This is a genomic window from Lysobacter korlensis (assembly GCF_042434515.1).
This window is the reverse complement of record NZ_JBHLTG010000001.1, coordinates 985,278-998,577: the sequence shown is the minus strand read 5'-3', so window position 1 is coordinate 998,577 and position 13,300 is coordinate 985,278. Positions and strand designations below refer to the sequence as shown.

At 68.9% G+C, this 13,300-nt stretch carries 16 protein-coding genes; 11 read left to right on the top strand and 5 right to left on the bottom strand.

Features of this window, described 5'->3' with window-relative positions:
* Positions 1-2: 2 nt before the first annotated feature.
* The gene (locus ACFFGH_RS04475; RefSeq protein ID WP_386667351.1) at positions 3-326 is read right to left on the bottom strand and encodes a Rieske (2Fe-2S) protein; all 324 of its coding nucleotides are present in this window, start codon (positions 324-326) and stop codon (positions 3-5) included.
* A gap of 119 nt (positions 327-445) precedes the next feature.
* Here ACFFGH_RS04475 and ACFFGH_RS04470 point away from each other — a divergent pair, with 119 nt between their 5' ends.
* The 5 genes from ACFFGH_RS04470 to ACFFGH_RS04450 all read left to right on the top strand — a co-directional run bounded on the left by ACFFGH_RS04470 (position 446) and on the right by ACFFGH_RS04450 (position 5,423).
* Positions 446-772 (top strand): hypothetical protein, encoded by a 327-nt coding sequence (locus ACFFGH_RS04470; RefSeq protein ID WP_386665180.1) that lies wholly within the window; start codon positions 446-448, stop codon positions 770-772.
* 20 nt (positions 773-792) lie between these two features.
* On the top strand, positions 793-1,515 hold the full coding sequence (locus ACFFGH_RS04465; protein ID WP_386667349.1) for a fumarylacetoacetate hydrolase family protein: 723 nt from the start codon (positions 793-795) through the stop codon (positions 1,513-1,515).
* A gap of 20 nt (positions 1,516-1,535) precedes the next feature.
* The gene (mscL, locus tag ACFFGH_RS04460) at positions 1,536-1,979 is read left to right on the top strand and encodes a large-conductance mechanosensitive channel protein MscL (RefSeq protein WP_386665177.1); all 444 of its coding nucleotides are present in this window, start codon (positions 1,536-1,538) and stop codon (positions 1,977-1,979) included.
* Between the two features lie 176 nt (positions 1,980-2,155).
* Entirely contained in the window at positions 2,156-3,595 is a 1,440-nt protein-coding gene (locus ACFFGH_RS04455; RefSeq protein WP_386667347.1) for a M28 family peptidase, read from the top strand.
* An 88-nt stretch (positions 3,596-3,683) separates the two neighbouring features.
* On the top strand, positions 3,684-5,423 hold the full coding sequence (locus ACFFGH_RS04450) for an EAL domain-containing protein (protein WP_386665175.1): 1,740 nt from the start codon (positions 3,684-3,686) through the stop codon (positions 5,421-5,423).
* A 6-nt stretch (positions 5,424-5,429) separates the two neighbouring features.
* On the opposite strand, the gene ACFFGH_RS04445 is transcribed toward ACFFGH_RS04450, so the two are convergent.
* From ACFFGH_RS04445 to flgA, 4 genes are all read right to left on the bottom strand, one after another.
* Positions 5,430-6,659, bottom strand: a complete 1,230-nt coding sequence (locus tag ACFFGH_RS04445; protein ID WP_386665172.1) for an ATP-binding protein — start codon at positions 6,657-6,659, stop codon at positions 5,430-5,432.
* The gene (locus ACFFGH_RS04440) at positions 6,656-6,994 is read right to left on the bottom strand and encodes a flagellar protein FlgN (RefSeq protein WP_386665169.1); all 339 of its coding nucleotides are present in this window, start codon (positions 6,992-6,994) and stop codon (positions 6,656-6,658) included. Before ACFFGH_RS04440 ends, ACFFGH_RS04445 begins: the two co-directional genes overlap by 4 nt.
* Positions 6,991-7,305: a flagellar biosynthesis anti-sigma factor FlgM gene (flgM, locus tag ACFFGH_RS04435; protein ID WP_386665167.1), complete on the bottom strand. Its 315-nt coding sequence runs from the start codon at positions 7,303-7,305 to the stop codon at positions 6,991-6,993. The genes ACFFGH_RS04440 and flgM overlap by 4 nt, the downstream gene beginning before the upstream one ends.
* 250 nt (positions 7,306-7,555) lie before the next feature.
* A complete protein-coding gene (flgA, locus tag ACFFGH_RS04430) occupies positions 7,556-8,236 on the bottom strand; it encodes a flagellar basal body P-ring formation chaperone FlgA (RefSeq protein WP_386665164.1) in 681 nt (226 codons plus the stop codon).
* Positions 8,237-8,380: 144 nt separating this feature from the next.
* Here flgA and ACFFGH_RS04425 point away from each other — a divergent pair, with 144 nt between their 5' ends.
* The 6 genes from ACFFGH_RS04425 to flgF all read left to right on the top strand — a co-directional run bounded on the left by ACFFGH_RS04425 (position 8,381) and on the right by flgF (position 13,278).
* Positions 8,381-9,301: a chemotaxis protein gene (locus ACFFGH_RS04425; protein ID WP_386665162.1), complete on the top strand. Its 921-nt coding sequence runs from the start codon at positions 8,381-8,383 to the stop codon at positions 9,299-9,301.
* Positions 9,302-9,583: 282 nt separating this feature from the next.
* Entirely contained in the window at positions 9,584-9,967 is a 384-nt protein-coding gene (gene flgB, locus ACFFGH_RS04420) for a flagellar basal body rod protein FlgB (protein ID WP_386665159.1), read from the top strand.
* A 10-nt stretch (positions 9,968-9,977) separates the two neighbouring features.
* A complete protein-coding gene (gene flgC, locus ACFFGH_RS04415; protein ID WP_189457819.1) occupies positions 9,978-10,385 on the top strand; it encodes a flagellar basal body rod protein FlgC in 408 nt (135 codons plus the stop codon).
* 40 nt (positions 10,386-10,425) lie between these two features.
* Positions 10,426-11,088 carry a flagellar hook assembly protein FlgD gene (locus tag ACFFGH_RS04410; RefSeq protein WP_386665157.1) on the top strand — a complete coding sequence of 221 codons (663 nt, stop codon included), beginning with the start codon at positions 10,426-10,428 and terminating at the stop codon, positions 11,086-11,088.
* Positions 11,089-11,120: 32 nt separating this feature from the next.
* Positions 11,121-12,341: a flagellar hook protein FlgE gene (gene flgE, locus ACFFGH_RS04405; protein ID WP_386665155.1), complete on the top strand. Its 1,221-nt coding sequence runs from the start codon at positions 11,121-11,123 to the stop codon at positions 12,339-12,341.
* Positions 12,342-12,531: 190 nt separating this feature from the next.
* The gene (gene flgF, locus ACFFGH_RS04400) at positions 12,532-13,278 is read left to right on the top strand and encodes a flagellar basal-body rod protein FlgF (RefSeq protein WP_386665153.1); all 747 of its coding nucleotides are present in this window, start codon (positions 12,532-12,534) and stop codon (positions 13,276-13,278) included.
* Positions 13,279-13,300: the final 22 nt, after the last annotated feature.

Genomic DNA, 13,300 nt, shown 5'->3' with positions numbered 1-13,300 from the left:
GCTTAAGGGCCCACTCGCCAGACCGCGCCGTCGCGCACATCCACCGCCACTGCGCGCAGCGACTGCCCGCGACACGGGCCCGAGATGCATTCGCCGCGCTGCAGCTCAAAGCCCGCGCCATGCGCGGCGCAGACCAGCAGGCCGTCCTTGCTCTTGAGGAACTGGCCGGGCGCCCAGTCGAGGCGGCGGCCGGCATGCGGACAGATGTTGAGCCAGGCGCGCACGCGATCGCCTTCGCGGTACAGCACCAGCGATTCGCTGACGCCGTCGACCAGCGCTTCGGCTTCGGCGAACGCGCCGTCGCCGATGGCTTCGAGTGCCAGCAGCGGCCCCGGCCCATCCGTGTGACCGCAGTCTCCGTTTAACGAACCCCTCACACGCCCGCCCTGTGCTGCGCCGATACTCGACTGCCCGGCTTCCGGCCGATTGTGTCATGCGCGATCCGATGTCCGCTTTCGCCCGCCTGTTCGTTTCGACCCGTTTCGGCGCTCGCCGCCCCGACCCGCGCCACCTCATGGCTGCGCTGCGAGCCGTATTTGAACCACGCAAGCCGCGCCATCGTGCGCTGCGCTTCCTGCTGGGGCTCGCGGGTGTCGCATTGCTCGCGGTGCTGGTCGTGGTTGCCGTCGTCATTGGTGCGCTGATGCTGGCGTTCGGGCTCGGCTACCGCCTGCTCGGCGGCGGCGCGCGCCGCACCGGCAACGCCCCATCGCGCGTTGTCGAAGGGCAATACCGCGTCGTTAGGCGTCCGGTGCTGCCGGCTTCGCACTGACCCCGCCGCAGCGGAATTTCCTGATGAACGATTTGATTGCGGCATCGCTGCCGGTGCGTATTCCCGTGCGTGGCGGCGGCGCGTTTCCGGTGCGACGGATCTACTGCGTCGGCCGCAACTTCGCCGACCATGCGCGCGAAATGGGCGCGCCGGTGCCGACGTCCGCGGCCGAACGCGGCCAGCCGGTGTTCTTCTGCAAGCCGGCCGATGCGATCGTGCTCGACGGCGTGGTCCCGTATCCGCGCGGCACGCGCGAGCTGCACCACGAAGTCGAGCTCGTCGTTGCACTCGGCGCCGATGCACCCGCTGACGAACTCGACCCGGCCGACGCCGGGCAGCTCGTGTTCGGCTACGGCATCGGCCTGGACCTGACACGCCGCGACCTGCAGGCCGCGGCGAAGGCCAAGGGCCTGCCGTGGGATACCGGCAAGGCGTTCGATCATTCCGCGCCGGTGAGCGAACTGGTGCGCGCGGGCGAAATCGGCGAGCTTGCGAGTCGCTCGATCACGCTGCACGTCAACGGCGACAGGCGCCAGCACGGCGCGCTGTCGGACCTGGTCTGGAACGTGCCGGAGATCCTGCACGAGCTCTCGCGCCTCTACACGTTGCGCGCCGGCGATCTGGTACTCATGGGCACACCGGCCGGTGTCGGCCCGCTGATGCCGGGCGACCGTTTCGATGCGCAGCTCGATGACGTGGTGAGCCTGCGCGGCGAAGTCACTGGAGCGATGCCGCCGGCCTGACTTTCAAAGGACCGGTTTGCATGAGTCTGATCAGCGAGTTCCGCGAGTTCATCGCGCGCGGCAACGTCATCGACCTCGCCGTTGCCGTCGTCATCGGCGCAGCGTTCAACAAGATCGTCACCGCGCTCGTGGACGGCATCATCATGCCGACGATCGCGACCCTGAGCGGCGGCGTCAGCGTCGATGACTGGGAATACGTGGTCGAACCGGCGCAGGTCGATGCGGCGGGCAAGGAAATCGCCGCGGAAGTCGCGATCCGCTACGGGCACGTGCTGCAGTCGGTGATCGACTTCATGCTGATCTCGTTCGTGATCTTCATCGTGCTCAAGGCCTACAACCGCCTGCGCCATCACGAGGACCGGAAGGAAACGGAGAAGCAGGAAGCGAAGAAGGTCACCGAGCCGGCCGAAGACGTGGTGCTGCTTCGCGAAATCCGCGACCTGCTCAAGCAGCGCGACGCCTGACCGCCCCGCTACGAGCGCGGTACCCGGTCGGTCCGGGTTCGCCTGCCGGCCTTGATGGCGCCCACCGTTGATCACGGCTGCGGCCAAACGCTGCACAACCGCACACAGCGCTGCGTATCCCGCCGCTCGCCCGGGGTTGTTACCCTCGAGGTTTGACTGCGGCGGGAGAGGTTGCGATGCGGGGTTCGATGTTGGCAGTCACGGCAGGCCTCTGGATGGGCGCGGCGCTCGGCGTGGCGAATGCCGCACCGCGTGAAACGCGCATTCCCGAACCGGCGATGCAAACCGCGGCGCAGTTGCGCCAGACCGCGCTCGAGAGCGACCTGGGCTATCGCGTCATCGAATCGCTCACCACCGAGGTCGGCCCGCGACTGCCCGGCAGCGAGGCCGATGCACGCGCGGTCGCCTGGGCGGAGAAGAAGTTCCGCGAACTCGGTTACGACAAGGTCTGGCTCGAACCGGTGACGTTCCCGAAGTGGGAGCGCCGCAGCGAGAGCGCGCAGGTGCTCGGCGCGAATGCGCAGCCATTGAAGATCACCGCGCTCGGCGGCAGCCCCGCCGGCACGGTCGAGGCCGAGGTGGTGCGTTTTCCGGACCTCGCCTCGCTCGAGGCTGCAGCGGACGGGTCTCTGGCAGGCAAGATCGCGTTCGTCGATTACGAGATGCAGCGTGCACGCGACGGCAGCGGCTACGGCCCGGGCTCGCGCGTGCGCAGCCGCGGCCCGTCGACCGCGATCGGCAAGGGTGCGATCGGTTTCCTGATGCGCTCGGCGGGCACCGACTCGCACCGCAATCCGCACACCGGAATTACCCGCTTCGACGAAGGCCTGACGCCGGTGCCGTCGGCCGCGCTGTCGGTGCCGGACGCGCAGCAGCTTTCGCGCCTGCTCGCGCTCGGCCCGCAGCGCGTGCGCCTGGCGATCGATGCCGGCTGGAACGGCACCGCCACCTCGCACAACGTGATCGGCGAGATCACCGGCTCGAAGGCGGCCGGCCGCGGCAAGCCACAGGAAGTGGTCGTGATCGGCGGGCATCTGGATTCCTGGGACCTCGGCACCGGCGCGGTCGACGATGGCGCAGGCATCGGCATCACGATGGCCGCCGGCGCGCTGATCGGCCAGTTGCCGAAGCCGCCGGCGCGCACGGTCCGCGTGATCGCGTTCGCGAACGAGGAGCAGGGCCTGCACGGCGCCAAGGCGTACGCGGAGAAATACGCCAAGGACATCGCGCGCCACCAGATCGGCGCCGAGAGCGATTTCGGCGCCGGGCGCATCTACGCGTTCGCGACGTCCGCCCCGCCGCATGCGAAGGCGGCCGAGGCGCGGATCGCGCAGGCGCTTGCGCCGCTGGGCATCGAGCACACCCCCGGCAAGGGCGGGCCGGGCCCGGACATCGGCCCGCTGGTCGAGCGTGGGCTGACCTGGGCGAACCTGCGCCAGGACGGCACGGACTATTTCGACCTGCACCACACGCCCGACGACACGTTCGACAAGATCGACCCGAAGGCGATCGCGCAGAACGTCGCCGCGTATTCGGTGTTCGCCTACCTGGCTGCGGCGGCCGAGGGCGATTTCGGCAGCGCGCCGAAAGCCCCGGCGCCCGAGGCGGCGAAGTAAGCCCGTCGAGCCATCTCGGCCCGGCCGCGACATCGCCGCGATCATGCGCGGCGGTTTCGCCGCCGCCCGGGCCGGGTAAGCTTGGCCGATGATCCGACAGCGCTATGACGAAGCCGGTGGCGTCTCGGTCGATCCGGTCACCGCGTTGTACCGGCTCGGCGCAGGCGGCCCGAACCTGCCCACCGTGCTTTCCGCGGCGTCCGCGACCGGTCGCCGCGTCGCGCTGCTGCACATCGACGTCGACCGCTTCCGCGCGATCAACGAAAACATGGGCGAACTGGTCGGCGACCAGGCGCTCGCGGCGATCGCGCAGCGCATGCACAAGGCGATGCCGAGCGGCAGCTGGCTGTGGCGGCTGGGCAGCGACGAGTTTCTGGCGGGCATCGGCTACCGCCACGAGGAACCCGACGGCAGCGTGCTGGCCGAACGGCTGCGCGACGCGTTCGAAACCCCGCTTTCAATCCCGCCGTATACGCTGCCGATTACCTTGTCGATCGGGATCGCCGTCTACCCCGACCATGCGCAGGACGCGGCCGCGCTGCTGGCGACCGCCGAGCATGCGATTCGCCGGGCGAAACACGAAGGCCCGAACGGCATCGGCCTGTTCTCGATAGACAGCGCCACGCACAGCAATGGCGACGACCTCTCGCGTCGCTTCGTCGAGGCGATCGCGAACAGCGAGTTCCGGCTTTTCCACCAGCCGGTGGTGAACGCGCACGACGGCAGCATTTCCGGCTTCAGCACCGTGCTGCGCTGGCAGACCGAACACCAGGGTCTGCTGCGGCCGAACCGCTTCCTGCAGCTGGTCGAGCGCGTCGGCCTGTCGGCGCGCGTGGGCTACTGGGTGGCCGAAAGCGCGATGCGCCAGCTGGCCCAGTGGCGCGAACAGGGCATCGACTACCTGACGATGTCGGTGCACCTGGCCAGCCCGATGCTGACCCGGCCCGACTGCCTGGACCAGATCGGCGAGTTGCTGCACCGCTTCGGGCTGCCGGGTGAGGCGGTCGAGTTCGAGATCGCCGAAAGCGTGCTGGGCCTCGACGCACGCGATGTCTACGACACGCTGGCCGGCCTGCGCCGGCTCGGTGCGACGCTGACCGTGCAGGATTTCGGCATGGGCGGGCTGAGCTTCGCGGCGCTGGCGCAGTACCCGCTGGACCGGCTGAAGATCGACCGCAGCTTCATTCACAACGTGGAGAGCGACCCGCGCAGCGCGGCGATCGTGCGCGGCATCATCGCGATGGGCCACCGCCTGGGCATGCGCGTGACCGCGAAAGGCGTGGAGAGCGAGGCCGAACTCGGCTTCCTGCGCCGCAACCACTGCGATTTCTTCCAGGGCTATCTGTTCGCGCCGCCATTGCCGGCCGAGGACCTGGGCGAGCTGATCCGCAAGCGTTTCCTGTTATCGGACACATTCGCCGCGACGCGACCGGAGCGCACGCTGCTGCTGCTCGACGACGAGGAGAACGTGCTGCGCTCGCTGGTGCGGCTGTTCCGCCGCGACGGCTATCAGATCCTCACCGCGAACAGCGTGGCCGAGGCGTTCGACATGCTCGCGAGCAACAGCGTGCAGGTGATCCTGTCGGACCAGCGCATGCCCGACATGAGCGGCACGGAGTTCCTGACCCGAGTGCGCGACCTGTATCCGGATACGGTGCGGATGGTGCTGTCGGGCTACACGGATCTGGCGACGATCACCGAGGCGATCAACCTCGGCGCGATCTACCGCTTTTTGACCAAGCCCTGGAACGACGACGAGCTTCGCGAGCACATCCGCGATGCGTTCCGCGCGCACGAGCGGCGCGCGGCCGGCGACGCCGCGTTCTGACCCGGCTCAGGCGCCGGGCTGGCCGGGCCTGGGCTGCTGCACCGGCAGCACGACGCGGAACGTGCTGCCGAACCCGAGCCGGCTGCTGACCTCGATGCGCCCGTGGTGCTTGGCCACGATGCCGTAACAGATCGCGAGCCCGAGCCCGGTGCCGCGGCCGATCGGTTTGGTGGTGTAGAACGGGTCGAAGATGCGCGCGAGCGATTCGTCGGGGATGCCGCACCCGCTGTCTGCGATGCTGACCCAGACCTCCTCGTTGTCGACGCCGGTCGCGAGCGTGATCGTGCCGCGCTCGGCGATCGACTGGCCCGCGTTGATCAGCAGGTTCATGAAGACCTGGTTGAGCTCGGACGGATGGCACTCCACCGGCGGGATCTCGCCGTAGTGCTTCTCGAGCCGCACTTTGTACTTGAGGTCGTTCCAGACGATGTTGAGCGTCGAGTCCAGGCCCTTGTGCAGATCGACCGCACGGACCGGCTCGTCGCGGCCGACGTGCGAGAACTCCTTGAGGTCCTGCACGATCTTCGTCACGCGCTCGATGCCTTCGCGCGATTCGTCGAGCAGCTGCGGCAGGTCGCCGACGATGAAGTCGATGTCCAGCCGCTCGCGCATCTGCTGCAGATGCGCCGATGCGGGGTGCTCGGTGCCGAGCTCGCGGCCGTAGGCTTCGACCAGGCTGATCAGCGCGCTGGCGTAATCGCGCAGCGTGCCGAGGTTGGAGTGCACGTAGCCGATCGGGTTGTTGATCTCGTGCGCGACGCCGGCCGCGAGCTGGCCGATCGAGGCCATCTTCTCGGTCTGCAGCAGTTGTTCCTGCGTGCTCGCGAGGCGCCGGTAGGTGCGTTCGAGCTCGTCGTGACGGCTGGTCAGCTCGTGCTCGCGCGCGACGCGCGCGGTGACGTCGTCGAGCACGACGAAGCGGCGCATTTCGTTGCCGCGCTGGCCGCAGTAGGCCGCGACCTGCAGCACGACGCCGCTGGCGGTCGCGACTTCGCCACGCCAGCGACCGATCGTGCACGCCGGTGCCCATGCTTCGGCAGGCAATTGCCGCAGCAGCACGGACGGATCGGGATGTGCGGGGTCGACGCGCGCGGCCAGCGCATGCGCGGCGGCGTTCGCATGGGTGATGCGCAGTTCACCGTCGAGCAGCAGCACGGCGGTGTCGAACACGGACAGGGCCCAGAGCAGGTCGTCGCTCCAGGCCGTGCGCGGTTGTGAAGAAGTCTCTTCGCTCATCCAACTCCGAGACAGCGCGCCTGGGGGCGGGCGCCGGGCTGTCCGGAGGCATCGTACACGCCGGCGGACTCGACGCGGCCGAGATGGCGCAGCGCCCAGTTCACTTCACGCCGCCGACGGGTCAGCAGCACGTGGTTGGCCTGGTTGAGCTCGTTGAGTCGGGTGACGCGGTCGACCGGCGCGACCGCTGGCGTGCCCTGAAGCACGCGCACGGCCGCGAGCTTGGCCTGGGTGGAACGCAGCAGCGCCTCGACGTCGTTCTCGAGCAGTGCGCGACGCTCTTCCTGCAGGGCGTTCTCAAGCTCGTTCAGTGCGTCGGGGGCGATGGCGTTCATTGGGTCAGGGCACGCTCGAAGTCGATCATGCGGTCGGCGACCGCCTGTGCGTCGACGCGATAGCTGCCGTCCGCAAGCGCGGCGCGGATCGCGTTGACACGGCCTACGTCAATGCCGGCGGGCGCAGCGCCGAGCTCGCGCTCGATCGCCTGCAGGCCGGTTGCCTCGCCGGTCAGGCGCAGGCTGTCGGCGGCCGGCGTGGCAGCGATCGGCGCAGTGCGCTCGCCACCGGCACGGACACTCTGCGCAGCGGCGGACGCACCGGTTTCAACCGGTCGCGGCGACATCGCGGCGCCTTCGATCTTGGTCATCACACACTCCTGTTTGCCTCGGACAAGGCAAGTAACGGCGTTGTCCGAAATAACTTTAGGGATCTGTGCGCGACTTCGCGTAACGACGGCATAAGGCCAAAAGTGACGCGTTTGGGCCAGCCGGGCGCAACCCGAATCCTTGTGACGGCAATAACTTAGGCGGCGACGGCCCCGCTGCCGCGCCGACTGCGTCACCGGCATCGATGCCGTGCTGACGGTTGGCGTCTGTGTGAACAGGTTCATCGGCCGTTTACCGGACAATCTCGACCACGCCCGGCGCGCTGAGCCGGCCACGGACGATGCGTCGGGACTCGACGTTCTCGGCCGACACGGTGCCGCCTGCGCCCGCCGGCCCGAGCGCACGACCGGCCATGCGCACCTCGACACCCCCAATGCGCGTCAGCAGCACGACCGGATCACCGCGTCGCAGCGGCGGACCCTGCATGACGTCGGCCGTGGTCAGTGCCGCCCCCGCGGCAAGCGACTTCGACGGCGTCATTCCGATCACCTGCGCCGGATCGCTGAACCCGGGCGATGCGGCCTGTCCGAGGTCGCGACGCTGCACGGTGAGCTGGTCGGCAGTGATCGGCTGGCCGGCGCGGACCGGCCCACGCAGCACCACGACATCGGCCTCGCGGCGAACGCGCACCGGCACGTAGAGTTTCCAGCCGGGCGCATCCGGGCAACGCACCTGCGCGGTCTGCGCCCCCGTCGCGACCGCCTGCAACGGCTGGCTGCAGCGGGCAAAGCGCACGCCCGCGCCCAGCGTCGCCTGCGCATTCGCGGCGTCCGCACCGAGCGCGGCGATCGCGGTGGCGCGGATGTCCTCGACCGGATGCGTCGCGGTCGCGTCGGCGACGCCCGTGGCCGCCATCAGCGCGAATGCCAGCGGGTAGCGCGACAGTGGATGGATGAGAGCAAGCAGGGCCATGCAGAAGGCTAGGCAAGGCGCATGCCTGAGGCCGGCAAGAGGGGACGACGGCGCCCGGCGCAGGCCATTGGGCCACGGTCGCAGTTCGGGGCCGGCGGGGGCCCCCGCCCTCAAGCTTGCCCAGCCGCCGCCGACAACGCCGGCATGAGCCGAGATCTGCTTGACCGAATCGACCAACGAACCCGCCTGGCTGGCCACAACCGGCTCGCGTTGCTGCTGTTCCGGCTTGGAACGCGTCAGCTTTTTGGCGTCAACGTGTTCAAGGTGCAGGAAGTGCTGCAACGCCCTGCCCTGTTCCGGCTGCCGCAGCTGCCGGCGGCGTTCGCAGGCGCGGCCGATGTCCGCGGGCGCACGGTGCCGGTACTGGACCTCGCCCGCGCGATCGGCCACCTGAGCGACACCGGCGAGCCGCGCTACCTCGTGGTGACCGAGTTCAACCGCTCGGTGCAGGGCTTTCTGGTATCGGGCGTCGAGCGCATCGTCAACATCGCGGTTGCCGACATCCACCCGCCGCCGGAACTCGGCAGCGAGAACAATTACCTGACCGCGGTGACGCGGCACCAGGGCGAGCTGATCCAGCTGATCGACGTCGAGAGCGTGCTGGCCGAGTCGGCCCCGCGCGAGACCGATGCACTTCCGCTGGCTCCCATTTCGGTGCCTGCGAACGTGCAGCGCGAAGTGCTGGTCGTCGACGACTCGCGCGTGGCGCGCAACCGCATCCGCTGGGTGCTCGAGCAGCTCGGCCTCAGCGCCACGCTGCTGTCCGACGGCCGCCAGGCACTCGATCACCTGCAGCAGATCGCACAGAGCGGCACGCGCCCGCAGGAGCGCTACGCGATGGTGATTTCCGACATCGAAATGCCTGCGATGGACGGTTACACGCTGACGACGGAAATCCGTCGTGATCCCATGCTCAACGATATGTTCGTGCTGCTGCACACCTCACTGTCGGGCGTGTTCAACCAGGCGATGGTCGAGCGCGTGGGCGCGGACGACTTCGTGCCGAAGTACTCCGAGCGCGAGCTCGCCGACCGCATCACCACGCGCCTCGCCGCGCTGGCCTGACCGGCAACACGCGATCCGGCCCGCCCAGGGCCACGCACAGGCATCCACGGCCGGCCAGCCAGCGCCGGCCCGCCGCTCTGCAGTGGTGCACGGCCACGACCCGTGCACCGCCTCGTGTTGCGCGCCCCCTCGATCGGTAATCACCGCGACGCACTCCCGTCACCCCGCTGCGGCGCGGACGCTCATTTGCAGCCGATCCGACCCCAGCCCGCCTGACAACGCCACGGCCGTGCTGGCACGGCGCTTGCCTTGACCTCGCGAGACTTTCCGCGGGAGCGGGCGATGAGCGATTCACTGACAGGCAAGAACTTTCTCGGCATCCACGGCACTGCGCTTGCGCTGCGCGAGCAGCGGCTGCAGTTGCTGGCGGCCAACCTCGCCAATGCCGACACCCCGGGCTTCAAGGCCCAGGACCTCGACTTCAACACCGCACTGAATGCGGCGCTGCAGCCCGGCGCCGCTGCGGCCGGCGGCGATGCAATCAACACCGCGGTCGGCGCCGCCCAGTTCGCGCGCACCACGGTGCAACCCAGCCTCGACGGCAACACCGTCGAAGGCGAGCGCGAGAACGCCGCATTCGCGCAGGCCGCGCTCGAGTACCGCGCCTCGATGTCGTTCGTCGAGTCCAAGGTCCGGTCGATGCTGACCGCGATCACCGGCCAGTAAGGGATCTCCCATGAGCAGCCTGCCCATCTTCGACGTCGCCGGTTCGGCGATGACCGCGCAATCGGTGCGCCTGAATACCGTCGCCAGCAATCTGGCAAACGCGAACTCGATCGCCGGCGCGCCCGATGCGGTCTACCGCGCGAAGCAGCCTGTGTTCTCGGCCGAAGCCGTCGGTGCCGACCCGGCTCTGAACGGCGTGAAGATCACCGAGGTACGCGAGAGCGAGGCCGCGCCGATCAAACGCTACGAGCCCAGCCATCCGCTTGCCGATGCGCAGGGCTATGTATACGCGCCCGACATCGATCCGGTCGCGCAGATGGTCGACATGATCTCCGCCTCGCGCAGCTACCAGGCGAACGTCGAGGTGTTCAACACCGCCAAGGAATTGGCGAACGCGACTTTGATGATGGGCAAGTAATGCACGTGCCCACCTTTCCACCTGACGCACCGGGGTGCGCATGACCACGATCACCAACAACAGCGACGCACTCGCGTCGCTCGGGCTCGCCGCGCCGCAGAACAAGCGCTCGGGTGACATGGGCCAGGCCGACTTCCTGCGCCTGATGACCGAACAGCTCAAGAACCAGGACCCGCTCAAGCCGCTGGAAGGCTCGCAGTTCCTCGGCCAGCTCGCACAGTTCTCGACCGTGCAGGGCATCGAGAACATGCAGAAATCCCTCGGCGCGGTTGCCAGCGTGATGGAGTCCGACCAGACCCTGCGCGCCGCCGCGCTGGTCGGGCACGACGCGCTCGTCGACGCCTCGACGGTGTCGCTGCAGGCCGGTGCCGGCGTGCGTGGCGAGATCGTCGCGCAGGGCGCGGGCCCGGTGCAGGTCGACATCGTCGATGCCGGCGGCCAGGTCGTGCAGCGCATGACCGTCAACTCGCCCGGCGCGGGCAATGTCCCGTTCGCCTGGGATGGCAACACCGCGAACGGCAGCGCCGCCCCCGCCGGCCGCTACACCGTGCGCGCTGCCGCCGGCAGTGGCGCCGATGCCGAAGCACTCGATGTCCGTGTCGCCGCGCGCGTGGACAGCGTCTCGATCGAGGCGACCGGCCTCGTCCTCAACCTCAACGGACTCGGCAGCCATCCGCTGTCCGCGGTCCGCCGCATCGGCTGAGCCGCTGCGCCCCCGACACCCAGGAGCCCATCATGAGTTTCCGTATCTCGCTCAGCGGTATGAACGCGGCCTCGTCCGACCTCAACGTCACCTCGAACAACATCGCCAACGCGAACACCACCGGTTTCAAGGAGTCGCGCGCCGAGTTCGCCGACGTGTTCGCAGTCTCGGCCTACGGCGGTTCGCAGAACGCGATCGGCGCCGGTGTGCGCCTTGCGAAAGTGGCGCAGCAGTTCGGCCAGGGCAATATCGACTTCACCGGCAAGACGCTGGACATGGCGCTGTCGGGCCGTGGCTTTTTCACGCTGTCGAACCAGGGCGCGCAGGTCTACTCGCGCGCCGGCAACTTCGGTGCCGATCGTGATGGCTTCGTCGTCAACCCGGCCGGGCATCGCCTGCAGGTCTACGCGCCCACCCCCTCGGGCGTGGGCTTCGACACGGGCCGCATGATCGACCTGCGCCTGTCGACGAACGACTCCCCGCCGCGGGCGACGTCGTCGATCGACGTGCTGACCAACCTGCCGGCGAACGCGACGCCTCCGACGATCACCCCGGTCGATCCGAACGATCCGGTGACCTATAACCACACCACGTCGCTGACCGTGTACGACTCGCTCGGTGCGTCGCACAGCCAGTCGATGTACTACGTCAAGACCGCCAATCCGAACGAGTGGCAGGTGCATACCTACATCGACGGCAACGCGATCGGTGCCCCGCAGACGCTGCAGTACTCGGGCACCGGTGCGCTGGTTGCGCCGGCCACTGGCCGCCTCGCCCTGCCTCCGTACGATCCGGGCAACGGCTCGGTGCCGATGAACATCACGCTGGAACTCGGTGATTCGACGCAGTACGGCGAGCGTTTCGCCGTGGCTTCGCTGTCGCAGGACGGCTACACCACCGGTCGCCTGAGCGGCGTGGAAGTCTCGGCCGAGGGCATCGTCAGCGCGCGCTACACCAACGGCGTGTCCACGCCGCTGGGCCAGGTGGCACTGACCAGCTTCGCCAATCCGCAGGGCCTGACCTCCCAGGGCGACAACGTGTGGTCCGAGAGCTTCGAGTCGGGCCAGGCGCGCCGCGGCGCGGCCGGCTCGTCCGACTTCGGCTCGGTGCAGGGCGGCGCGCTCGAGGCGTCGAACGTCGACATGACGGCGCAGCTGGTCAACATGATCACCGCGCAGCGCAACTTCCAGGCGAACGCACAGATGATCTCGACGCAGGACCAGATCACCCAGGCCGTGATCAACATCCGCTGACGACACGCTGCATCGCCCGCACGCGGGCGACAGACGCAAAGCCGCACCCGCCGGGGTGCGGCTTTTTTATTGCGTGCGCGACGCGGCGTGCGCGCCGCGATCCCGGCACCGTGGCGGGAAGCCGGCACGGCCGCGGCACGCGGCTTGCACCGCTTCGGGCAACGCCATTGGCGAACACCCGTGGACCCGCATGACCGACCGTGCCCTTTATGTCGCGATGACCGGTGCAAGCGCCACGCTGCGCGCACAGACATCGGTATCGCACAACCTCGCCAACACCGACACCGTCGGATTCCAGGCCACGATGAGCGGTACCGTGGCCGCGCCTATCGATGGCGAAGGCCACCGCACGCGCGTCAACGCCGGCTTTGAAAACCTCGGCGTCAGCGCCGCGCGCGGCCAGGTGATGACCACCGGCGGTCCGCTCGATGTCGCGCTGCATGAAGGCCGCTGGCTGGCCGTGCAGGCCACCGACGGCACGACCGCCTACACGCGCGCCGGCAATCTGCAGGTCACCCCGAACGGGCTGCTGACCACGCGCAGTGGCCTGCCGGTGCTCGGCGCCGATGGCGCGCCGGTCGCGGTTCCGCCGAATGATTCGATCAGCATCGCCAGCGACGGCACGATCTCGATCGTGCCGCAGGGCCAGCCGGCCTCGACGATCGCAGCCGCCGGCACGATCGGCGTCTTCCAGGCGACCCAGCCGCAGCTGGTGCGCGGCGACGACGGCCTGTTCCGCCCGGCCCCTGGCACCGCACCGGCGCTCGCAACCGGACCGTCGCTGATCCCCGGCGCACTCGAAGGCAGCAACGTCGAGGCGACCACGGCGCTGGTGTCGATGATTGAGCTTTCGCGCCAGTTCGAAATGCAGGTACGCGTCTTGCACACCTCCGACGAGAACGCCCGTTCGGCGAACTCGCTGCTGTCCTCGCGCTGATTTTCCAGCGCCCGCCCACCGC